Genomic DNA, 20,473 nt, shown 5'->3' with positions numbered 1-20,473 from the left:
TAAATACATATTGCAGCGGGCGTTAAAACGAAAAAAGGCTCCTCGAATATCTCAGAGCCTTTGTTAACTTTGGAATTAACTCGGTACTATTAACTCGGTACTATTAACTCGGTACTATTAACTAGGTGTATTAACTAGGTATGGTTAAATTAACCGCGACTTAAACTTAATTCAGGGCTAGTAACTGCGGCGCTATGCTTTGATAATCTACCGCCATAGCAATACTAAGTGCAGTAATATTAATAATTGAAAACGCGAACACTTGACGCGCCCAGCCGCTTATATCTATATTACGACGATAGCCCCGCAGCGCCATTAACAGCCACCAAAAACTAGTAATACAGGCAACCGCCATAAAAGCAGCTCCGGTATAACCACTAATAGGTAGCAGCATCACAACCAAGGCATATATGGCAATATAAAGCACAATATGGCGTTTTGCTTTATCAATACCTTGCGCTACAGGTAATACAGGAATACCCGCTGCTTGGTAATCTTTAAAGCGAAAAATAGCAATGGCGTATGAGTGCGGCATTTGCCACAGGCTAAACATTACCAGTAAAATTAATGCCCCCATATCAAACTCCCCTGATACTGCGCAGTAACCAACAACTGGTGGCACAGCCCCCGATAAACTGCCAATAAAAGTGCCATAAACTGAGTTACGCTTCATGTAAAGGCTATAAACCCCTACATAAATAAAGTAACCAAAGGCGGCAAAAAATACTGCTGCAGGAGTGGTATAAGCTATTAATAAACCAAAGCCTATAATCCCCAATACCACCCCATGACATAAAGCAGCCATTGCAGACATTTCGCCCGTTACTGTTACCCGGGTGCGAGTACGCGCCATGGCAATATCTATATCTCGGTCAATCACATTATTAATAGCACAACCTGATGCAACCACTAGCGATAAGCCAATTAAGGTAGCAACCATTAGCCATGGGTTTATATCACCGCGGGAGGCTAGTAAAAACCCGCCCGCTACGCTGATTAAGTTACCCATAATAATACCTGGCTTAGTTACTGATAAATAACGACGAAACATCTTTAGCTCCTAATACATCATCATTGCGTTAGATTCGTAAATAATCCAAACAGATAGCCCAACCACCATAACAATAATTAGGGCACTGAATAAAAACGAGAAGGTACTTGCACGGCCATCTTCGGTAATAAAATTAAGGTGTAAAAAGTATTTTAAATGCACCCAAATTTGTACTACGGCTAGAGTAATAATGCTGTAAAGCGTGGTTGCTTTTGAAAAGTCGCCACTCATTACCATATAAAATGGTATAGCGGTTAAAATTACCGACAATACAAAACCAATTAAATAACTTTTAACACTGCCGTGAGATTCATCGTGGTGATGCTCATTTTGCATTTGCTTTAAAGCATGTGTTTCGCTGTGGCTCATTACATTGCTCCCATTAAATAAACTAGGGTGAATACACAAATCCACACAATATCTAAAAAGTGCCAAAACAAGCTTAAGCAGCTCAAACGCGTTACGGTTGCTTTACCTAAGCCACGTTTAGCAACTTCAATCATCATTACACTCATCCAAATTAAACCTGCGGTTACGTGTAAACCATGCAAGCCAACTAATGCAAAAAACGAGGTTAAAAAAGCACTTTTTTGTGGACCATTGCCATGCACAATTAGGTGATTAAATTCGTAAACCTCCATACTAATAAACACCACGCCTAAACAAAAAGTAACCGCTAACCATATTAACGTCAGCGCCTTTTTTTGCCCTTGCGCGGCTATCATTGCAAAACCAAAGGTAATACTACTAATAAGCAGTGCGGCAGTTTCTACTGCTACAAAGTCGAGTTCAAAAATATCTTTACCCGATACGCCGCCAGCGGTGTTCATAAACAACACCGCGTAGGTAGCAAAAAACGAGGCAAACAATAGGCAATCGGTCATTAAGTAAAGCCAAAAACCAAAAGTAGTATTACTAGAGGTATCATGATGCGCGTGAGCATCATGATCCTGTTTGGTATTTACAATTGCAGAGTTTAAAGTTACTGACTCTTGACTAACAGACAAGGTACTCATGCGTTTAGCTCCTTATCAGTGGCTAAAATAGTGACACTTAAGTTATGTGCTTGTTCAATACGTGCTACTTCGTCGGGCTGCACATAGTAGTCAACATCGCTTGCATAACAACGTTTGATAAATATAGCTATGCCTCCTACTAAACCTGCCGCAGCTAACCACCAAATATGCCAGATCATGGCAAAACAAAATGCGGTTAAACTAGCAGCCATAAGTACCCCTGCCGAAGTGTTTTTAGGCATATGAATTGGGCTATAGCTTATTTTACCTTGATAAGCTTCGCCTTTTTCTTTCATGTCGGTCCAGGCATCAATATCGTCAACATGCGGTATTTGGGCAAAGTTATAAGCCTGTGGTGGTGACGATGTTGACCATTCAAGCGTGTGACCGTTCCATGGATCGCCGGTAGCATCGTCAAGTGCTTCACGGTCTCTAAAGCTCACATACAATTGAATTACTTGGCAAATAATACCAAACATAATAATGACTGCGCCTACTGCAGCTATGTATAACCAAATATTCCAATCTGGGTTATTGGTGTGATTTAAACGACGGGTCATACCTAAAAAGCCTAATACGTACAGCGGCATAAACGCGACAAAAAAGCCAATAATCCAACACCAAAATGCGCCTTTACCCCAGCCTTCATTTAGCTTAAAGCCCATTGCTTTAGGGAACCAAAATGCAAAGCCAGCAAGGTAGCCAAATACCGCGCCACCAATAATAGTATTATGAAAATGTGCGATTAAAAACAAACTGTTATGCAGTACGTAGTCGGCACCAGGTATTGCTAATAGCACCCCGGTCATGCCACCTACGGTAAAGGTAACCATAAAGCCAAGCGTCCACAATACGGGTACGGTTATACGTAAACGGCCACGGTAAATAGTAAATAACCAGTTAAACAACTTAACCCCGGTTGGTACGGCAATAACCATAGTCATTACCCCAAAAAACGCATTAACGTTGGCGCTCGAACCCATGGTAAAAAAGTGATGTAACCACACAATAAAGCCTAAAATAGAGATAGCACCACTGGCGTAAATCATCGACTTATAACCAAATAGACGTTTGCTGGTAAAGGTAGAAATTATTTCAGAGAACACACCAAATGCTGGCAGCACTAAAATATAAACCTCTGGATGACCCCACGCCCAAAATAGGTTGATGTACATCATGGCGTTTCCGCCCAGATCATTGGTAAAGAAGTGAAAATCGAGATAACGGTCAAGCGTTAGCATGGCCAATACGGCTGTTAAAATAGGGAATGATGCGGCAATTAAAATATTAGCCCATGTACAGGTCCAAGTAAAAACCGGCATTTTCATTAAGCTCATACCTGGTGCACGCATTTTAAACACGGTAACTAAAAAGTTCACTGCGGTTAATAATGTGCCAAGCCCTGATATTTGCAACGCCCATATATAATAGTCGACCCCCACCCCGGCACTAAAAGTTAGCTCCGAGAGCGGTGGATAAGCCACCCAACCTGTTTTTGCAAACTCACCAAAAATAAGTGACAAATTAATTAAAATAGCGCCACTGGCAGTAAGCCAAAAGCTTAAGTTATTTAAAAATGGAAAAGCGACATCACGTGCGCCAATTTGCAATGGCACTATAATATTCATTAAACCTATCATAAATGGCATGGCCATAAAGATGATCATAATAACGCCGTGTGCGGTAAATATTTGGTCGTAATGTTCTGGTGGCAAATATCCAGGAGCGCCACTGGTAGCAAGTGCTAACTGAGCACGCATCATAATGGCATCAGAAAACCCACGAAATAACATAATTAACGCTAATAAAATGTACATTACGCCTAAGCGTTTATGATCAACCGAGGTGATCCAGTCGCGCCACAGCACGCCCCATTTTTTATATTTTGTAATAAGCCCGGCAATAATAAGCCCAGCTAATGCAATAACGGCCATGGTTACCATAATAATGGGTTCATGAAACGGAATTGCATCCATTGAAAGTTTACCTAAAAACAACATGGTTATTCCTCGCCTTGGCTGTGAGATGAGTGCGTTGAATGCTCACCCATTGCAGGGTGCTTTTTATTCATATCGCCGTGTGCGCCCATATATTTCATCACTATGGTATGAAATAAGCCTGCTTCAACGTCGCCGTAATAGGCCACCTGGTTGTTTTCGCTCGCTTTAGCCAGCTCAACATAATTTGCATGAGTAAGGTTATTACCTTGTGCTTTTATATCGCTTACCCATTTGTCAAAACCGGCTTGGGTAGGAGTAGCAATGGCATTAAACTTCATACCGGTAAAACCTGCACCACTGTAATTGGCCGAAAAACCTTTAAAAGTACCCGGTTCATTGGCGATTAAATGCAGTTTGGTTTCCATGCCAGCCATTGAGTATATTTGACTCCCCAATTGCGGAATAAAAAATGAATTCATGGTGCTCTCTGAAGTAATTTTATATTCAACCGGTACATTTGCCGGAAACACCAACTCGTTAACCGTAGCAATGCCTTGCTCAGGGTAAATAAATAACCACTTCCAGTTTAGCGATACCACTTCTACAGTGAGGTGCTTGCCTTTGCCTTCAATTGGCTTGTAAGGGTCTAACGCTTGCGTAGACTGCCAAGTAATAACACCTAAAATAACAACAATAACAATAGGAACAGCCCACACAACAGCTTCAATCTTATTAGAATGAGCCCATTTGGGAGCGTAAATTTCATGAGTTTGTGTGTCTCTATATTTCCAAGCGAAATATAAAGTCATCACAATAACGGGGATCACTACCAGTAACATAAGCACAGTAGCTATGATGATTAAGTTTTTCTCATCAATGCCTATCTGCCCTTTTGGATCGAGTATCCCGCCTTTACAGCCTGACAACGCCAGTACTGTACTAGCTAAAGCAATATTACAGAGGTTACGAATTATCAAGGGACTATCCTACAAACCTAAAAGTTCTAAGGTGCTGCTTTAAAATAGCGCTAAGCAACGGTTTATCGGTAAACCCAAGTTAACTAATATCAAATTATAAAAAATAAGGGGGCTATTCAAAATCTAAAGCTCATGCCAATAAAGACCTAGCAACAAACCCAGCTTTCTAAACGCATTTATATAACGTAATAAAAGTTAACTTGGGTGAGTGGTGGTTGGCTGAAATGTGTTTAAAAAACACTGAGCTACTTTGTTTACAACAGGCTAATTATTTACAGCAAGACAAAATAATTAAACCAATAACAAGGGGTAACCTTACAGACAACCTGTAAAGCTAGGTGGAGCACGACAACCATGTGCGGCTTGCACTGGTTGGCTAACTTTAGCCTCGCTAAAAGCAAAGGCTGCTTTACGGAGGATTATTCCAGCACGACGTGCTGAAAATGTATGAAACAATAACCAACAAAGGCCAATAAGTAACTGGCTAGAAATAATCGGATAAGCTAAAAATTCAGCAATTGTTAGTAATAACGGCTCTACAAAAGTGTTATCGCTTAACAAAGCTTCAAGGCTAAATGCATCCTCTGCAGCTCCGCTTAGCAGCATTAGGGTATTAAATACGACTAATGTTATAGCCACGCACACGCCTTTTCCAGCCTTATTCAAGCGCCCACACAATGCACTCTCGCCAAAGGCAAGCTGAACATTAGTATGATTACAAGATAGTGCGTTCAAAGACATTAACCTACTTAAATGACTAATAACAAAAATAACTCAATACGCAAATAATGAAAAATAGCAAATCACACCTGCTGTAAGCCTAAAATCAGCTGCTAAATACAATTAGATCCGACTAGCACAAACTTGCTAAGTGGAAATTGATTTGCATCAATCAAACTTTCAAAACTTATTGAAAGTTCGAACGTGAGTATAACAAAGCGAGTGGGCTGCACAAGAAAAAATAATAAATATTTAGCATTTTTACTTCATTAATTTTTATACCTAATCAAATTTTGCTTATTTATATTGATAAAACAACGTCCAGTTCAATAACAATTTAATTAGCCTTAAGTTAGTTTTCGTTTTATATGCGTTATTACTCTGCTATTAATAACGCATATAAAAAAGCCCCCAATAATTAAATATTGGGGGCTTTTTTTACACGTATGTTTTAAATAAAAAATACGTTACATAATTTGATTTTCTTTCCAAACTTGCTCTTTTGCCATGCGCTGTTTACGTTTATCACATGGATCATCGCAATCGCAGGCTTTATCAATACCTACGGCACCTAGGCCACCACAACTACCAGCCATAGATTTTTTTTGTACAATCATGCCCACAGCCATCGCTGCCACAATCAAAATAAGTAAAGTAAAAGTAAGAAGAAAAAGTGACATTGCTTAGCCCCTATTGTTCAGCAATAAATTAGGCTCAAACATATTTGAGCAACTGTTATTATATACCTTAGTGATTAAAATATAAACCTAAGCGTTATAAATAAGGCTTAAATGCAGGGCTTGAATATGTTATTAAACCCTCATCTGACTTTCCTATTAAATACACTGGTAAATCATGTTTTTGTGCATAAGCTTGGGCTTTTTTCATACCCATTACGGTTAATGCCGTTGCAAGCCCGTCTGCTGTCATAGCACTTGGGTGCAATACGGTTACCGATACTAAATCGTGACGGCTAGGCATACCTGTTACTGGATCGATTAAATGGCTGTATGTTTCACCTTCCATTTCATAAAAAATACGGTAATCGCCCGATGTAGCAATACCATTGGTACCGGGCGCTAAAACTCGATGCACTTCACGCTCACCTGGCTGTGCATCAGGTTGTTCAATGGCTATTTTCCAGTCTTGATTATTGGGTTTAACACCGCTTATACGCAGCTCGCCACCAATTTCTACCATATAGTTACTAATATTATGGCTTTCTAAAAGTTGCGCTACTTTATCTATGCCATAACCTTTAGCGGTTGCCGAAAACGTCAGCTCTAAGCCATCAACGGTTTTAGCCAAACCTTGCTCAGTTAAGGTAAGTTTATCAACGCCAATATTTGCCAGCATTTTTGCTAGGGCTACATCGCTTGGGCGCTTAGTTGGTTTTTTATTAGGGCCAAAACCCCATAAATCAATGAGCGGCCCCATAGTAACATCGAGAGTTTTAGTTGATTCGCCTAATCGAATTGACTCAGTAACAACCGCTCTAAAGTCTGCACTTATTGGCATTACTTCATTGGCTGGTAAACGGTTAAAAGTGTTTATTTCAGAGTCAGGTATGTACGTTGACATAGACTGATTTATATCTTGTAAAACAGCATCAACTTCCTCTTTAAGCACTACTACGTCGCGCTGAGGCTGCTCATCGTAAAATTTAATATGGTAAGTAGTACCCATTGTTTTACCTTCTAGGTAAAAGCTCTCTGGCTGCGGTTTTTCATTACATCCACTAAGTAAAAAAATCAGCGATATTAAAAACAAGGCCATTATGCCTTGGGGAATACTTACACGATTCATCACAACCCTACTTCTATTAATTTAAGAATAAAACTTTATGAATAAAAAAGCCTCGTAGCATAATATGCTACGAGGCTGATATTTTAACCAAAACTAAGTTGTTTTGATATAGATCTTGTTGACCTTTAAGGGTTGAAATAGATTCAACCCATTTAGCTATTAGCCACCGAAATCATCTAGTAAGATATTCTCGTCTTCAACACCTAAATCTTTAAGCATAGTAATAACTGCCGCGTTCATCATTGGAGGACCACACATGTAGTACTCACAATCTTCAGGGGCTTCGTGATCTTTAAGATAGTTCTCAAATAACACGTTATGGATAAAGCCTGTGTAGCCTTCCCAGTTATCTTCTGCTTGCGGATCTGAAAGCGCGGTGTGCCAAACGAAGTTATCGTTTTCAGCAGCTAGGCCGTCAAAATCTTCAACATAGAACATTTCGCGTCTAGAACGTGCACCATACCAAAAGCTCATCTTACGCTTAGAGTTCAAACGTTTAAGTTGATCAAAGATATGAGAACGCATTGGCGCCATACCAGCACCACCACCAACGAAGATCATTTCTGCGTCAGTATTTTTAGCGAAGAACTCACCAAATGGACCAGAAATAGTTACTTTATCGCCTTTAGTTAGTGACCAAATGTACGAAGACATTTTACCACATGGCAGGCTTAGGTTTCTTGGCGGTGGAGCAGCAATACGCACGTTAAGCATAATGATGCCTTCTTCTTCTGGGTAGTTAGCCATTGAGTAAGCACGAATTGTTTCTTCGTCTACTTTTGACTCCAGGTCGAAGAAACCAAAATGGTTCCAATCACCACGATACTCTTCTGGAACATCGAAATCAGCATATTTAACATGATGAGCTGGCGCTTCAATTTGGATGTAACCACCCGCACGGAACGGCACTGACTCGCCATCTGGAATTTGTAGTACAAGTTCTTTAATGAACGTTGCTTTGTTATCGTTAGAGATAACTTCACAATCCCATTTTTTAACACCGAAAATTGACTCTTCAAGCTCAATTTCCATGTCATTTTTAACATTTACCTGACACGCTAAACGACAGCCTTCACGGGCTTCACCTTTAGAAATGTGATCAAGTTCAGTTGGCAGAATATCGCCGCCACCTTCTTTAATGTGTACACGACACTGACCACAAGAGCCACCGCCACCACATGCAGAAGATACGAAAATACCTGACTCAGATAGCGCGCCTAATAGCTTGCTACCTGCTGATGTTTTAATGGCTTTGTCTGGGTCGCCATTAATCCCAATGATGATATCGCCACTTGCAACTAACTGAGATTTAGCACCAATGATCACTAAAACTAGTAGTACAACGATAGCGATGAAAACACCAACTCCTAAGAAAATATCAGTATAACCCATGATTTATCCTCGCTACCTTTACAGTGAAATACCAGAGAATGACATAAAGCCAAGAGCCATTAAGCCAACAGTAATAAAGGTAATACCTAAACCACGTAAGCCATCTGGAACGTCTGAATATTTCATTTTCTCACGGATACCTGCAAGTAATGTAATTGCAAGTGCCCAACCAACACCAGCGCCAATACCATAAACCACAGACTCGCCGAAGTTATAGTTACGCTCAACCATGAAAGATACCGCACCAAAAATTGCACAGTTAACTGTGATTAGTGGTAAGAAGATACCTAACGCGTTGTAAAGTGCTGGGAAGAACTTATCTAATGCCATTTCCAAAATTTGCACAAGTGCTGCAATAACACCAATGAAAGTTAAGAAACGTAAAAAGCTAAGATCTGCATCTGGGTAACCAAGCCACGTAAGTGAACCCGGTGCTAACACTGCATGGTAAACTAAGTTATTAACTGGTACCGAAATACCTAATACAACAATAACCGCTACACCTAGGCCAATTGATGTGGTTACTTTTTTAGATACTGCTAAAAAAGTACACATGCCTAAGAAGAATGATAACGCTAAGTTTTCAATAAAAACGGCTTTTACAAATAAACTAATATAATGTTCCACTGTGTGCCCCTTACGCTTTAGCTTCTACTTGGTCTTTCTTATAAGTACGTAGTACCCATATGAATAAACCAATGATGAAGAATGCACTCGGTGGTAATATCAATAGACCCATAGGTTGATACCAACCACCATTTTGTACTAATGGGATAATATCAACACCGAATAGTGAACCCTTACCAAATAGTTCACGAATGAAACCAACGGTAAGTAGTACTACTGAATAACCTAAACCGTTACCAATACCGTCAAGAAACGACATAAGTGGCGGTGACTTCATTGCGTATGCTTCAGCACGACCCATTACAATACAGTTAGTAATAATTAGACCGATAAATACCGAAAGCTCTTTTGCCGTAGCGTAAGAAAATGCTTGTAGTACTTGGTCAACAACAATTACCAAAGATGCAATAATCGTCATTTGTACAATAATACGTACTGACGATGGGATCTGGTTACGAATAGTCGAGATAAAGAAGCTAGAAAACGCGGTTACCAAGGTCAAAGCAATTGACATGATTAATGCGTTTTTTAAGCTAGATGTTACCGCTAGCGCAGAACAAATACCAAGTACTTGTAGTGCGATTGGGTTGTTAGCTAAAACCGGGCCAAATAGGACCGCTTTCATTTCTTTAGTATCAGCCATTATTTCAATGCTCCTTTACGTACTTCCGCAAGGAATGGACCAAAGCCATTGTCACCAGTCCAAAAGTCAACTGTATTATCAACACCGTTAGACGTTAAAGTTGCACCCGATAGACCATCAATTTGATGCTCATTGCTAGCGCCACTTTTTACAACATCGATAGGTAATTCTTTACCTTCCCATTTTGCAGTCCACTGTGGATTTTGGATTTCGCCACCTAAACCAGGTGTTTCACCATGCTTATAAAAGATAATGTTTTTGATTGTTTCGCCATCATTTTCAAGCGAAAGGAAACCATACATTAAGCCCCATAAACCGTAACCTTGAATAGGAACAATAATAGTGTCAACTGACCCATTATCTGCTCTAGAGATGTATACAGGTGCCTCTGTCGTTACGCGCTGAATGCCCGCAATATCAGTAATGCCTTTTTCAGCAAGCGCAAAGCTTAGCTTAGGGTCAAATTTGCTTTTTTCAAAGTCAAATGCATTAACCTTAGCCTGAACTTCTTCACTTGAGTCGCTTGCAAAAGACTCACCCGTTTTCATATTAACTAAGCGTACTTCGATTTTGTTGTTGAATGTTTCAGAAACATTTTCAACTTTTCCGATTCCCGCTGCAACTAAGATATTACTTTGAATATCTTTCGCTTTATTAGCTTGCTGTAAAGGACGAAGCTGTACAGCAGCAAACGATACGATAATTGCACACACTAAACATAGCGCAACAACTACTGCTAACGTTTTACCGATTGATTCGTTATTACTAGACATTACGTGCCAACCTCCGTTTGATATTAGCTTGCACTACAAAGTGATCGAACAGTGGAGCAAATAAGTTAGCAAATAAGATTGCTAGCATCATACCTTCTGGGAAAGCAGGGTTCACAACACGGATCATAACAACCATAAAACCAATAAGCGCGCCATAAGCTAACTTACCTTTATCGGTAAATGCAGCAGACACAGGGTCGGTAGCCATAAAGAACATACCAAACGCAAAACCACCTAGTACAAAGTGCCAATGCCAAGGCATAGCAAATACGGGGTTAGTCTCAGAGCCAACTGTATTTAGCAGTAATGCAGTGATTACCATACCGAAAAATACACCTAGCACTATGCGCCAAGAAGCGATACGCACGTAAATAAGGAACAAGCCACCCACTAATAATGCAAGTGTCGATGTTTCGCCTACAGAACCTTGAATGAAACCGTAAAACGCATTCCACCATAACTCCATGTTTGAAAAATCAAGTGTGCCAACAAACGCTTGACCAAGCATAGTCGCACCAGAGAACGAATCTACTGCTGTCCATACTGTGTCACCTGAAATTTGTGCAGGGTATGCGAAGAATAAAAACGCACGACCAGCTAACGCAGGGTTTAAGAAGTTACGACCTGTACCACCAAAGATTTCTTTAGCAATTACAACACCAAATGTAATACCAAGCGCAACTTGCCATAAAGGAATAGTTGCTGGCAAAATAAGTGCAAATAACACTGATGTTACGAAGAAACCTTCGTTAATTTCGTGTTTACGCACTGAAGCAAATATAACTTCCCAAAAACCACCTACAGCAAAAGTAACTGCATAAATTGGTAGGAAGAAACACGCTCCATAGAACATTTTAGCGCCCCAGCCTGCATCAGCGGTTAATTGACCGCCTAACAGTTGAAACAAATCAACTTGCCATATATTAGCTAGTTCAAAACCTTGTGCTAAAGCACCAGCGGCCTGATGACCAATATTGAACATACCAAAAAACATAGCAGGGAACGTTGCCATCCACACTAAAATCATCATGCGTTTTAGGTCGATGTTGTCACGAACGTGTGTCGCGCCTTTATTTACGTAGCCTGGTGTATAAAAAATAGTTGCTGCTGCTTCATACAGAGCATAAAACTTTTCATATTTACCACCGGCTTCAAAATTCGGCTCGATATCTTCAAGATATTTTTTTAAACCCATCTCTCTAGCCTTCCTTCTCGATCGTAGTTAAGCAATCGCGTAGGGCTGCGCCATACTCGTATTTGCCCGGACAAACGAAGGTACATAACGCTAAATCTTCTTCATCTAGTTCAAGCGCGCCTAATGACATTGCACTGTCTACATCGCGTGACAATAGGTCGCGTAATAATAGAGTTGGCAAAATATCTAACGGCATTACACGCTCATAGCTACCAATTGGTACCATGGCACGTTTTGAACCACCTGTTGACGTTGTCATTTTAAATAAACGACTCGGTGCAAGGTGAGAAATAAAGGTACGCGTTACGGAAAATTTATCACTACCTGGTGCAATCCAACCAAACAATTCTTTTTCGCGACCTTCAAGTAAAACAGATACTTGAACGTGGTAACGACCTAAGAATGCATGAACACCGTTTGAAATAGAACCTGACAATACTGAACCAGAAATAACACGGTTATCACCGTCTTCTAATTCGCCAGCAACTAAATCATCCAATGAAGCACCTAATTGTGTTTTCACTAAACGAGGGTTTTTAACGCGAGGACCTGCAAGAGAAATTACACGATCAGTGTAAATTTCACCGGTAAGGAATAAGTGACCAAAGGCGATAACGTCTTGGTAACCAATATGCCAAACCTGCTTGCTAATAGATACTGCATCAAGATGATGGATATGTGTGCCAACAAGGCCAGCCGGATGCACACCACCAAACTCATGTACTTCTACTTGAGCTATAGATGAGCTAGGAACTTGGCTACCTGCTTGTTTACAAACAAATACTTTACCGTCGGTTAAACGCGACACAACAGCTAAACCTGCTTCGAATGCTTGCACATTTTCAGCAATAATTACCGCAGGATCTGCAGCAAGTGGATTAGTGTCGATTGCGGTCACAAAAATAGAGCTAGGATTTGCATCCACTGCCGCTACTTTACTGAATGGGCGAGCACGAAGTGCTGTCCACTGACCAGACTGTATAAGTACTTCTTTGGCTTTTTCACGATCTAAGCTCGAAAGCTCGGCATCAGAAAAAGTACCAAAGGTGATTTGCTCACTGCCGTTAACTTCAATAACAACAGATTGCAGTACACGTTTAGCACCACGATTAATTTCTTTTACTGTGCCAGAAGCTGGAGCAGTAAATAATACACCTGGGTTCTTTTTATCTTCAAAAAGTACCTGGCCTTTTTTCACTTGGTCATCCACACGAACATGCATGGTTGGACGCATACCGATAAATTCTTCACCTAGCACAGCTACACGTTTGACGGTAGAACCATCATGAATAACTTGCTGAGGAGCGCCCTCTATGGGTAAGTCCAGACCTTTTTTTATATTGATCATACGCACTTGCACTACATTAACGGAAAGAAACTGAAAAATCGTATCAACCACGTCGCCATATTAACTATAACAAGTTGTGTAAAACTAACTTGCTATAAATACTAAACAAGCAACGCAGTAAAACTCCTCACATATTGCTATGATTTTAACATCATTGTGCAACACTATGCGAGTGTATTTATAAAAATTATACCAGAGAAAGACTTATTTACGCTTGATGTAGCTATTTAATAAAATTCAAGCTAGACCAAAGTTGTACGTTTACTAAGAAACATTATTTTTATAAAAAAATCAGTAATAAAAAAGTCGCACTAGGCGACTTTTCAAACTGTTTTGTACAATTGATTAGTCAATCATATTCGCAATAGGCTGAACAGGGTCAACCTCTTGCTCATAATCAACGCCTTGTATACCAAAACCAAACAAGCGTAAAAACTCATTATGATAACCAACATAATCGGTTAGTTCATCAATGCTACTAGTATCTACTTTATCCCAAATAGCTTGAATACGTGCTTGTACGTCATCTTCTAGCTCTTTATAGTTTTGGAATAAATGACCGCCTTCGTCAAAACGTGGCGTGTCGCCGTATAAGTTTTCGCTAAATAACGCCTGTATTTGCTCAATAGTACCTTCGTAGGTGCCATCGGCTTTCATTACTTTAAATAAAGCAGAAATATACAAAGGCATAATAGGAATAGCCGAGCTAGCTTGTGTTACTACCGCATTAAGTGACGATACATACGCTTCGCCATTTAAATCACTAGTCGAAGCTTTAATAGCAGCCGTTGCACGATCCAAATCTTCTTTTGCTTTACCAATCGTTGCATGCCCGTATATTGGCCATGTTAGCTCTTTACCTATGTAGGTATAAGCAGTGGTTTTGAAGTTATCGGCTAGCACATCGGCTTGTTTTAGTGCATCAATCCACATTTCCCAATCTTCACCGCCCATTACTTTAATAGTATTGTCGATATCATCTTGGTTTGCCGCTTCAACGGTTATTTCATCAATTTCACGCTTTGAGGTATTCAGGTTTTTAGTTGTAACTGCATTACCAATTGGCTTAAGCGTAGATGAGAACACTTCACCGGTATTAGGATCGGTACGACGCGGAGACGCTAAGCTGTAAATAATTAAATCTACTTTGCCTAAATCGGCTTTAATAGTATCAATTGCTTTTTGCTTAATTTCGTTTGAGAACGCATCGCCATTAATATTTTTTGACCAAAGGCCTGCTTCGTCTGCAGCATTTTGAAATGCAGCTGTATTGTACCAACCTGCAGAACCCGTTTTGCGCTCAGTGCCTTCTTTTTCAAAGAAAATACCTAATGTTTTAGCACCGCCACCAAACGCCGCAGTAATACGCGATGCAAGGCCATAGCCTGTAGAGGCACCAATAACTAATACATTTTTAGGGGCATTTTTTAATGCACCTTGTTGCTTTACATAATTAATTTGTTCTTGAACATGTTCGCTACAGCCCACTGGGTGGGCATTGGTGCAGATAAATCCACGAATTTTAGGCTTAATGACCATTGATCATCCTATATCTTTACAATAAAAATTAGCGCTAGTTTAAAGGCTAATACTAAAAACACTGATCTGATCAGTTAATCTTGAGTGTAAACATCAATCAAATCGCTATTAATTGTTTAAGCTGACTTAGAGCCACCCATACAATTGGGTGAATCAGGCGCTTCACCATTATGTTCAGCAAACTCATCTGGCGTATAAGTATGAATAGCCAGTGCATGAATATGATTGGCTAATTCATCTTTTAAAATTTCATTAATTTCGCGATGGCGCTGTAATAAGCGCTTACCAGCAAACTCTTCGCTAACCACTATCACTTTAAAATGCGAGTCGCTGCCAGCACTGTGCATATGGCTTTCGTTAATTACATTTAAATGCTTACAGGCAATTGCATCGCTGATTTTTTGTTGAATTTGTTGCTGCATGACATAAACCATTATTGTTACTTATTTATAAGCCCACTATAGCAACTTGCTAAGCCTAATGGCTAACGCTTTATCAAGCGAAAGGTTAAACTTATTCGCGGATGAGCCAAGGTAGTTTGCTTAGCAATAGCGTGTTGATAGTCGCGCTGACTATTGCCACTCATAATTAAACAGCTGCCGCTACGGAGCTTTAAATCAGTAACTTTATTGCTAGCTTTGTGTTTTAGTTTTAATACTCGCTCAGCCCCAAGCGATATACAAACAATAGTAGGTTGATGGCCAAGCTCTGCTTCATCGTCGCTATGCCACCCCATAGTATCGTTACCATCGCGGTAATAATTTACTAATAGTGAATTTAATGGCTGGTTTAAATGCCGCTCTAAACGTTTGCGCATTGCCAGTAAAACATCAGGCCAAGGCTCTACTATTAACTTACTGTGAGAATAACCATACTCAATATTGTTTTCACTGATAAAACACTGCAGCCGAGGAATTGGCCCCGTTTTATTGTAAACCGTAACATTAGGCTGCTGCCAACACAGGTTTTGCTGTAAATAGTAGAACAAATCGAGGCTTTTTTGTGCACTAAGCGCCCTACTTTGATAAGAAAAGCCATTTGGTAACAGTTGGGGGTTGGCGTTTGGCCGTTGCATGTTAGAATTTACCTATCATTTGATTACTGATCACTAAACTATTATGACCATGCAAGCACAGCTCGGCGATAAAACCTTTACTCTTGAACGCTTTCCTTTGGATCAAAAAAACCGCAGCTTACAAGCTTGGGATTCAGCCGACGAATATTTAATCGACTATGTTAGCGAACATCATCCTGATTGTCGCTCTTTGCTGATTTTAAATGATAGTTTTGGCGCGCTTTCTTGTTATTTTAGCCACAAGCAATTAACTGTTTGTTCAGTAAACGACTCTTATATTAGCCACCAAGCAGCAGCTTATAACTTAGCAGAGAATAAAATACCTGCTATTACCTTTAGCCAGCTCGATAGTTTATCGGCTTTACCTGAACAAGTTGATTTGGTACTTATTAAAGTACCACGCACATTAGGCTTTTTACAGTATCAACTGTCTGAGCTTAGCGAAGTGCTTGCACCCGGAACGCCTGTTATTGCCGCGGCAAAAACAAAAGATGTGCATAATTCAACAATTAAAGCGTTTGAGCAGTTTATTGGCGAAACAAAAACAAGTTTAGCGGTTAAAAAGTCACGCTTAATTATAAGCCACGCACAAGGTGGGTATAAAGCCGCTGATTTTCCGGTAAATTGGCCACTTGAAGGCACTGACTTTACTATTAGTAACCATGCAAATGTGTTTTCGCGTGATTCATTAGATATTGGCGCACGGTTCTTTTTTAACTACTTACCAGAAACCAATAAAGCTAAAAGCATTATTGATTTAGGCTGTGGTAATGGCGTGGTGGGTTTAATGGCATTATCGCGTTGCCCAAATGCAAATATTACTTTTGTTGATGAGTCGTATATGGCCGTTGAATCGGCACGCTTGAATGTAGAGCTCAATATGGAAGCTAAATATGAGCAATGTTCATTTGTTGAAAATGACTGTTTATCGGGATTTGAGCGCGACAGTGTTGATATGGTGCTATGTAACCCGCCATTTCATCAAGCTCAAGCGGTTACCGACCACATTGCATGGCAAATGTTTAAAGAAGCAAAAGATACTTTAAAAGAAGGTGGCGAATTGCGTATTATTGGTAACCGTCATTTAGATTACCACGACAAACTAAACCGTATGTTTGGTAACTGCAAGCTACTAGGTTCTAACAAAAAGTTTGTTGTACTTAGTGCCACAAAAAATACCGGAATGTTATAAATGCAAATTATAAAATACCTTTTACCTTGGTTGGTGTTTTTGGCACTGCCTGCATGTAGTAATCAGCCAAATCAGATAATACTTAATCCTGTTTATAAAAATGGGCAAATAAGTTCAATCAACAGCAGCTTAAGTACCAGTGTAATTGATTTAAGAGGCGATACTGCCACCTTAAAACTTATAGAGTCTGACAAAACCAAAACTTTTGCCAGCCATGGTATTACAGCCTCAGTAAAAAGTGCGCTCGACAGCGCCCTAAGTCGTAACGGTGCCAGCATTTCTAACTTAGCCACGGTGCGCTTTGAAGTAGATATTCATGCTTTGCAAGCAGTTGTTACCGAAAAACTAATGAGCCACACCAGCGCGGCTTCTATAGAGTTTGGCGTGCGTGTTATTCGCGCTACCAGTAACTTTAGCAAAGTATACCGAGGCAATGCTAATTTAGCAGGGCCACTGGGGCACGACAGAGCAAAAATAGAAGGTCAGCTTAATAAGTTGACTGAGCAAATTATTACCCGCATTGTATCTGACCCTGAATTAATAGAATTTTTAGAAGGTTAACAATGAAACGACTTTTTTTAATCTGCTTAAGCCTATTCTTTAGTACCACTACGCTTGCTGCTAAAGAAGGCCGTTTTGTACAAAAAGATAATATTTTTCCGCGTGTTGAAATAGTCACTTCACTGGGTAGCATAGTGATTGAGCTTGACCGCTCTAAAGCCCCCATTACTGCAAATAACTTTTTAACCTACGTAATGGATAAAAGCTATCAAGGCAGTGTGTTTCATCGTATTGAGCGTGATGTAGAAAACGACCGCGACTTTGTTATTCAAGGTGGCGGCTACGATAAAGACTACGATGGACTACACGAAAACGATCCTATTTTTAACGAAAGCGGTAATGGCTTAAAAAACGATATGTATAGCATAGCTATGGCGTATCAAGACCGCCAACCTCATTCAGGAACGCGCCAATTCTTTTTTAATATGGACGATAACGACCATTTAAACCCTGGCAGAGAATGGGGGTTTGCGGTATTTGGCAATGTAATGGACGGCTACGACACGCTAGATAAAATTATGGCGGTAAAAACCGGATTTAACGAAAAAATTGGCTACGACTTTGTACCCAAAGAGCCTGTAGTTATTTTAAATATTAAATTACTTGAACAAGTTCCCCTGTAACAATTAAAAGAGCAGCCTAGCTGCTCTGTGTTAAAGCCAATGAAGGCCCTATGAGCAAAACACTCTCTATTCGCGAATATTTTTCTTATTTTAAAGACAAACGCCTTATCAATATTTTTATATTTGGTATGAGTAGTGGTTTTCCATGGGTGCTGATTGGCTCTGTAATGTCGGCATGGCTAAAAGACGAAGGCTTAAGCCGCAGTATGATTGGCTTATTTGGCATTGTGTTTGGCGCTTACAGCATTAACTTTTTATGGTCGCCGTTAATTGATCGTACCAAACTACCCTTTTTATACAAATGGTTAGGCCAACGCCGAAGCTGGATACTGTTTTGCCAAAGCTTTATTTTACTTGGCACACTGCTATTAGCAGGGCTTGATTTAAAAGCCAATTTAGCGCTCGTCGCCGCACTTTGTTTATTAATAGCCATAGCCTCTGCCACTCAAGATATTGCTATTGACGCTTTTAGAATAGACGCCCTGGGCGAAAATGAATCTCACAAAGCGACCGCCGCCGCTGCCATGGCAACCTCGGGTTGGTGGTCGGGTTATGCGCTACTTGGGGCCATTCCGTTTTATATGGCCGATATACCTTCGATAGATTGGCCGCAAGTATACTACTTTTTATCCGCCATAATGCTGCTACTAATGAGCTGTGTATTTTGGGCAAAAGAACCCGAATCAAACCGCGAAGCAGTGCACGCTGAGCTTGAGCGGGTATACCTTGAAAAACTTGCCGCCAGCAAGCAAACACCATTAACTAAAACACTCGCTTGGCTTGCAGTTACTGTGGTTGATCCGTTTAAAACCTTTTTTGCTAAAAATGGCGTTAAAACCGCGTTGGCACTGCTTGCATTTATTTTCTTATTTAAAATTGGCGAAGCGTTTTTAGCTCGCATGTCGATTGTATTTTATAAAGAGGTTGGCTTTAGTAATACCCAAATAGCCAATTACTCTAAGCTAGGCACCGGATTAATTACCATCGTATTTGCCTTTTTAGGCAGTATTTTTAATCATAAATACGGCATTGTTAAAGGCTTATTTATTAGTGGTGTGGCAATGGCGGCATCTAATTTAATGTTTTCTTGGATTGCACTTGCCGGCCCACAAGAGCATTTATACGCCATGGCTATTGTGGTTGATGGTTTTACTCAGGCATGGTCGCTAGTAGCTATGGTGGCATTTATATCCATGCTATGCGATAGAGCATTTAGTGCAACACATTATGCGTTACTTGCGTCGCTGGGTAATTTAGGGCGTACTTTACTGTCGAGTTACAGTGGGGTAGTAATAGATGATTGGCTAGCGGGTAACTGGTCGCTATTTTTTATTCTTACGGCATTAATGGTGTTGCCATCGTTGATATTTTTATACTTAATTCGTCATAAACTGTATCAGCTAGAGCGTAATTATCACCAAAATACTTAAACTCAATACTTAAAATAAATTATTTACTTGGCATATTTAAAGGTGCATTAAAATATGCCAAGTAACTTGCGGCTATTAATCAACTTTAAGTAAGTTTAATGCCTCATGCGGATCAACTTCGAGTGCATTACAGTAGCGCACAAATTCAATTACATCTAAGCGGCGCTCTTGGTTTTCAATTTTGCCAATAAACGAATGTGGTGTACCCAATAACTGCGCTAAACTGCGCATTGTATGCCCTTTGTCATGACGTTTACTTTTAAGCCATTTGGTCAGTTTTGCATTTTCTTCTGATGAAACTGTTTTACCCATCATGTACATCTCCTACTTAATGCGGTGTAAATACTAATTGATGCAATTTATTAATAGCGCTCAGTGAGTACACTGCACAACAGCCTAATTGGGCATTGATTGCAACTCAGCTTTACTAATTAATAATTACTAATTACTAATTACTAATTACTCATTGTGAGCTAAAAAACGCTATAAATAATACTTACTTATTGTGGTGGTGAATGAAATTTTGCCCGTCTCATTCTTATATATTGTATACTATTAACTCATT

The 20,473-nt window shown here is 39.9% G+C and carries 22 protein-coding genes; 4 read left to right on the top strand and 18 right to left on the bottom strand.

Annotated features, from left to right (window positions below; genetic code table 11):
* Nucleotides 1-166 precede the first annotated feature (166 nt).
* From cyoE to H5079_RS16550, 17 genes are all read right to left on the bottom strand, one after another.
* The gene (cyoE, locus tag H5079_RS16630) at nucleotides 167-1,051 is read right to left on the bottom strand and encodes a heme o synthase (protein ID WP_011328884.1); all 885 of its coding nucleotides are present in this window, start codon (nucleotides 1,049-1,051) and stop codon (nucleotides 167-169) included.
* Between the two features lie 9 nt (nucleotides 1,052-1,060).
* A complete protein-coding gene (cyoD, locus tag H5079_RS16625) occupies nucleotides 1,061-1,420 on the bottom strand; it encodes a cytochrome o ubiquinol oxidase subunit IV (RefSeq protein WP_011328885.1) in 360 nt (119 codons plus the stop codon).
* Nucleotides 1,420-2,067 (bottom strand): cytochrome o ubiquinol oxidase subunit III, encoded by a 648-nt coding sequence (gene cyoC, locus H5079_RS16620; protein ID WP_011328886.1) that lies wholly within the window; start codon nucleotides 2,065-2,067, stop codon nucleotides 1,420-1,422. Before cyoC ends, cyoD begins: the two co-directional genes overlap by 1 nt.
* Nucleotides 2,064-4,067, bottom strand: a complete 2,004-nt coding sequence (gene cyoB / locus H5079_RS16615; RefSeq protein ID WP_182684504.1) for a cytochrome o ubiquinol oxidase subunit I — start codon at nucleotides 4,065-4,067, stop codon at nucleotides 2,064-2,066. Before cyoB ends, cyoC begins: the two co-directional genes overlap by 4 nt.
* Before the next feature lie 2 nt (nucleotides 4,068-4,069).
* Nucleotides 4,070-4,984: a ubiquinol oxidase subunit II gene (gene cyoA / locus H5079_RS16610; protein ID WP_086993897.1), complete on the bottom strand. Its 915-nt coding sequence runs from the start codon at nucleotides 4,982-4,984 to the stop codon at nucleotides 4,070-4,072.
* A gap of 315 nt (nucleotides 4,985-5,299) precedes the next feature.
* A complete protein-coding gene (locus tag H5079_RS16605) occupies nucleotides 5,300-5,719 on the bottom strand; it encodes a hypothetical protein (protein WP_041454755.1) in 420 nt (139 codons plus the stop codon).
* 452 nt (nucleotides 5,720-6,171) lie between these two features.
* A complete protein-coding gene (gene nqrM / locus H5079_RS16600) occupies nucleotides 6,172-6,384 on the bottom strand; it encodes a (Na+)-NQR maturation NqrM (RefSeq protein ID WP_011328891.1) in 213 nt (70 codons plus the stop codon).
* 94 nt (nucleotides 6,385-6,478) lie between these two features.
* Complete coding sequence (locus tag H5079_RS16595) at nucleotides 6,479-7,510, bottom strand: FAD:protein FMN transferase (RefSeq protein ID WP_182684503.1); 1,032 nt, start codon at nucleotides 7,508-7,510, stop codon at nucleotides 6,479-6,481.
* 159 nt (nucleotides 7,511-7,669) lie between these two features.
* Complete coding sequence (nqrF, locus tag H5079_RS16590) at nucleotides 7,670-8,902, bottom strand: NADH:ubiquinone reductase (Na(+)-transporting) subunit F (protein WP_011328893.1); 1,233 nt, start codon at nucleotides 8,900-8,902, stop codon at nucleotides 7,670-7,672.
* A gap of 18 nt (nucleotides 8,903-8,920) precedes the next feature.
* A complete protein-coding gene (gene nqrE, locus H5079_RS16585; RefSeq protein ID WP_011328894.1) occupies nucleotides 8,921-9,529 on the bottom strand; it encodes an NADH:ubiquinone reductase (Na(+)-transporting) subunit E in 609 nt (202 codons plus the stop codon).
* A 10-nt stretch (nucleotides 9,530-9,539) separates the two neighbouring features.
* The gene (locus H5079_RS16580) at nucleotides 9,540-10,172 is read right to left on the bottom strand and encodes an NADH:ubiquinone reductase (Na(+)-transporting) subunit D (protein WP_011328895.1); all 633 of its coding nucleotides are present in this window, start codon (nucleotides 10,170-10,172) and stop codon (nucleotides 9,540-9,542) included.
* Nucleotides 10,172-10,945 carry a Na(+)-translocating NADH-quinone reductase subunit C gene (locus H5079_RS16575; RefSeq protein WP_011328896.1) on the bottom strand — a complete coding sequence of 258 codons (774 nt, stop codon included), beginning with the start codon at nucleotides 10,943-10,945 and terminating at the stop codon, nucleotides 10,172-10,174. Before H5079_RS16575 ends, H5079_RS16580 begins: the two co-directional genes overlap by 1 nt.
* The gene (locus tag H5079_RS16570; RefSeq protein ID WP_011328897.1) at nucleotides 10,938-12,140 is read right to left on the bottom strand and encodes an NADH:ubiquinone reductase (Na(+)-transporting) subunit B; all 1,203 of its coding nucleotides are present in this window, start codon (nucleotides 12,138-12,140) and stop codon (nucleotides 10,938-10,940) included. Before H5079_RS16570 ends, H5079_RS16575 begins: the two co-directional genes overlap by 8 nt.
* A gap of 4 nt (nucleotides 12,141-12,144) precedes the next feature.
* Nucleotides 12,145-13,488, bottom strand: a complete 1,344-nt coding sequence (locus H5079_RS16565) for a Na(+)-translocating NADH-quinone reductase subunit A (protein WP_011328898.1) — start codon at nucleotides 13,486-13,488, stop codon at nucleotides 12,145-12,147.
* Between the two features lie 345 nt (nucleotides 13,489-13,833).
* The gene (gene fabV, locus H5079_RS16560; RefSeq protein ID WP_086993907.1) at nucleotides 13,834-15,027 is read right to left on the bottom strand and encodes an enoyl-ACP reductase FabV; all 1,194 of its coding nucleotides are present in this window, start codon (nucleotides 15,025-15,027) and stop codon (nucleotides 13,834-13,836) included.
* 116 nt (nucleotides 15,028-15,143) lie between these two features.
* Nucleotides 15,144-15,449 (bottom strand): BolA family transcriptional regulator, encoded by a 306-nt coding sequence (locus H5079_RS16555; RefSeq protein WP_011328900.1) that lies wholly within the window; start codon nucleotides 15,447-15,449, stop codon nucleotides 15,144-15,146.
* 62 nt (nucleotides 15,450-15,511) lie between these two features.
* On the bottom strand, nucleotides 15,512-16,102 hold the full coding sequence (locus H5079_RS16550; RefSeq protein WP_182684502.1) for an alpha-ketoglutarate-dependent dioxygenase AlkB: 591 nt from the start codon (nucleotides 16,100-16,102) through the stop codon (nucleotides 15,512-15,514).
* A gap of 43 nt (nucleotides 16,103-16,145) precedes the next feature.
* On the opposite strand from H5079_RS16550, the gene H5079_RS16545 reads away from it, so the two are divergent.
* Genes H5079_RS16545 through H5079_RS16530 form a run of 4 tightly spaced genes read left to right on the top strand, consistent with a single transcriptional unit; the run spans nucleotide 16,146 to nucleotide 19,908 of the window.
* Nucleotides 16,146-17,294 carry a methyltransferase gene (locus H5079_RS16545; RefSeq protein ID WP_011328902.1) on the top strand — a complete coding sequence of 383 codons (1,149 nt, stop codon included), beginning with the start codon at nucleotides 16,146-16,148 and terminating at the stop codon, nucleotides 17,292-17,294.
* Nucleotides 17,295-17,855, top strand: a complete 561-nt coding sequence (locus tag H5079_RS16540; protein ID WP_011328903.1) for a YajG family lipoprotein — start codon at nucleotides 17,295-17,297, stop codon at nucleotides 17,853-17,855. It begins immediately after the preceding gene.
* A 2-nt stretch (nucleotides 17,856-17,857) separates the two neighbouring features.
* The gene (locus tag H5079_RS16535) at nucleotides 17,858-18,478 is read left to right on the top strand and encodes a peptidylprolyl isomerase (RefSeq protein ID WP_086993910.1); all 621 of its coding nucleotides are present in this window, start codon (nucleotides 17,858-17,860) and stop codon (nucleotides 18,476-18,478) included.
* Between the two features lie 50 nt (nucleotides 18,479-18,528).
* Nucleotides 18,529-19,908 (top strand): AmpG family muropeptide MFS transporter, encoded by a 1,380-nt coding sequence (locus H5079_RS16530; protein WP_011328905.1) that lies wholly within the window; start codon nucleotides 18,529-18,531, stop codon nucleotides 19,906-19,908.
* Between the two features lie 75 nt (nucleotides 19,909-19,983).
* On the opposite strand, the gene H5079_RS16525 is transcribed toward H5079_RS16530, so the two are convergent.
* Complete coding sequence (locus H5079_RS16525) at nucleotides 19,984-20,223, bottom strand: helix-turn-helix domain-containing protein (protein WP_011328906.1); 240 nt, start codon at nucleotides 20,221-20,223, stop codon at nucleotides 19,984-19,986.
* Nucleotides 20,224-20,473 lie beyond the last annotated feature (250 nt).

The organism is Pseudoalteromonas sp. SG44-5, assembly GCF_014164175.1.
Lineage (GTDB): Bacteria > Pseudomonadota > Gammaproteobacteria > Enterobacterales > Alteromonadaceae > Pseudoalteromonas > Pseudoalteromonas nigrifaciens.
Note: the sequence above shows the minus strand (reverse complement) of the source record. Positions and strands in the feature narration are given on the sequence as shown.

Coding starts and splice junctions, on each gene's coding strand:
- cyoE (WP_011328884.1), bottom strand. CDS start 1,051: ATGTTTCGTCGTTATTTATCAGTAACTAAGCCAGGTATTATTATGGGT.
- cyoD (WP_011328885.1), bottom strand. CDS start 1,420: ATGAGCCACAGCGAAACACATGCTTTAAAGCAAATGCAAAATGAGCAT.
- cyoC (WP_011328886.1), bottom strand. CDS start 2,067: ATGAGTACCTTGTCTGTTAGTCAAGAGTCAGTAACTTTAAACTCTGCA.
- cyoB (WP_182684504.1), bottom strand. CDS start 4,067: ATGTTGTTTTTAGGTAAACTTTCAATGGATGCAATTCCGTTTCATGAA.
- nqrM (WP_011328891.1), bottom strand. CDS start 6,384: ATGTCACTTTTTCTTCTTACTTTTACTTTACTTATTTTGATTGTGGCA.
- H5079_RS16595 (WP_182684503.1), bottom strand. CDS start 7,510: ATGAATCGTGTAAGTATTCCCCAAGGCATAATGGCCTTGTTTTTAATA.
- nqrF (WP_011328893.1), bottom strand. CDS start 8,902: ATGGGTTATACTGATATTTTCTTAGGAGTTGGTGTTTTCATCGCTATC.
- H5079_RS16580 (WP_011328895.1), bottom strand. CDS start 10,172: ATGGCTGATACTAAAGAAATGAAAGCGGTCCTATTTGGCCCGGTTTTA.
- H5079_RS16575 (WP_011328896.1), bottom strand. CDS start 10,945: ATGTCTAGTAATAACGAATCAATCGGTAAAACGTTAGCAGTAGTTGTT.
- H5079_RS16570 (WP_011328897.1), bottom strand. CDS start 12,140: ATGGGTTTAAAAAAATATCTTGAAGATATCGAGCCGAATTTTGAAGCC.
- H5079_RS16565 (WP_011328898.1), bottom strand. CDS start 13,488: ATGATCAATATAAAAAAAGGTCTGGACTTACCCATAGAGGGCGCTCCT.
- fabV (WP_086993907.1), bottom strand. CDS start 15,027: ATGGTCATTAAGCCTAAAATTCGTGGATTTATCTGCACCAATGCCCAC.
- H5079_RS16555 (WP_011328900.1), bottom strand. CDS start 15,449: ATGCAGCAACAAATTCAACAAAAAATCAGCGATGCAATTGCCTGTAAG.
- H5079_RS16550 (WP_182684502.1), bottom strand. CDS start 16,102: ATGCAACGGCCAAACGCCAACCCCCAACTGTTACCAAATGGCTTTTCT.
- H5079_RS16545 (WP_011328902.1), top strand. CDS start 16,146: ATGACCATGCAAGCACAGCTCGGCGATAAAACCTTTACTCTTGAACGC.
- H5079_RS16540 (WP_011328903.1), top strand. CDS start 17,295: ATGCAAATTATAAAATACCTTTTACCTTGGTTGGTGTTTTTGGCACTG.
- H5079_RS16535 (WP_086993910.1), top strand. CDS start 17,858: ATGAAACGACTTTTTTTAATCTGCTTAAGCCTATTCTTTAGTACCACT.
- H5079_RS16530 (WP_011328905.1), top strand. CDS start 18,529: ATGAGCAAAACACTCTCTATTCGCGAATATTTTTCTTATTTTAAAGAC.
- H5079_RS16525 (WP_011328906.1), bottom strand. CDS start 20,223: ATGATGGGTAAAACAGTTTCATCAGAAGAAAATGCAAAACTGACCAAA.